The following is a 1015-nucleotide window of genomic DNA, read 5'->3' on the forward strand; positions in this document are numbered from 1 at the left end:
TGAATAATAGCTGTCTCACAAGAGCGATTGGGACGAAAGCCATAACTATACTCTGAGAAGTGTCTTTCACAGATTGGACTGATGGTTTGAACAATCGCTTGTTGTACCATTCTGTCCATGACTGTAGGGATTCCAAGATTTCGGACGCCACCATTTGGCTTAGGAATTTCAACTCGTAAAACTGGTTGAGGTTTGTACTTCCTCTGCTTTATAAGTTCCTTGGTTTCTCGCCAATGTTGCCGTAGGAAATTATCCATTTCCTCAATGGTAACTCCGTCGATACCAGCAGAACCCTTGTTTCTTTTTACCTGATGATAGGCTTCAAGCATATTGTTCCGAGATAATATCTTATCTAGCAATTCTGACATGTGCGTATTCCTTTCTTGTTTCGGTGTCTGAGGGACATCTTAGATTCGTGAACCTTCTCCTAGTCAATACGTGACCGTCTCCAGTTCTATCAGACCGTTCTTTTACAGACACAAGTGAAGTAGGATTACTTCGGTTAATTGTTCGCCCCTTCGCTCCATTTCCATTACAGAAACTTCATCACTACTATGGGTTCGGCTGACTTCTCATGATTCGTTGTTACTACGTCTACGACGCTCATGAGACCTCACGGGATAAGTCGTATATCTTTCCTCGTTTACTCTCGTGATCTACGCATATAGGTTACGACTACCTTTTGGGACTTTAGAGTTTTCAGCCTCCTCATCCACTACATACGCCTTCATATCACATTTCTGTTCGTAGAGCCACGATTTCGCTATCCCTTCCTCTCCCCGCTACCTCACGATAGTCAGGCTTGGGAGTCGCTATTGGGTTCACCGGTAGCAGGTGCCCACAGAGGACTTGCACCTCAGATATACGACATGCCCGTCGTACTGAAAAGAGCTTGGGACAAAAAGTCCCGTAAAGTATAAAAAGGAGAGATTCATTCGTTGAAATGAGTCTCTCCTTTTCTTTTTAGGTACTCCTCTTCCCATATTTGAGGAGGTTATTGGCCATAAGAACCAAT

Annotated in this window: 1 protein-coding gene; it reads right to left on the reverse strand. The window is 43.7% G+C overall.

The window, feature by feature from the left end:
- The coding region (locus HZY94_RS01325; RefSeq protein WP_257151889.1) for a reverse transcriptase domain-containing protein at window positions 1–368 on the reverse strand (368 nt) is incomplete at its 3' end.
- Window positions 369–1015: the final 647 nt, after the last annotated feature.

The organism is Streptococcus danieliae (genome assembly GCF_013415245.1).
GTDB lineage: Bacteria > Bacillota > Bacilli > Lactobacillales > Streptococcaceae > Streptococcus > Streptococcus danieliae_A.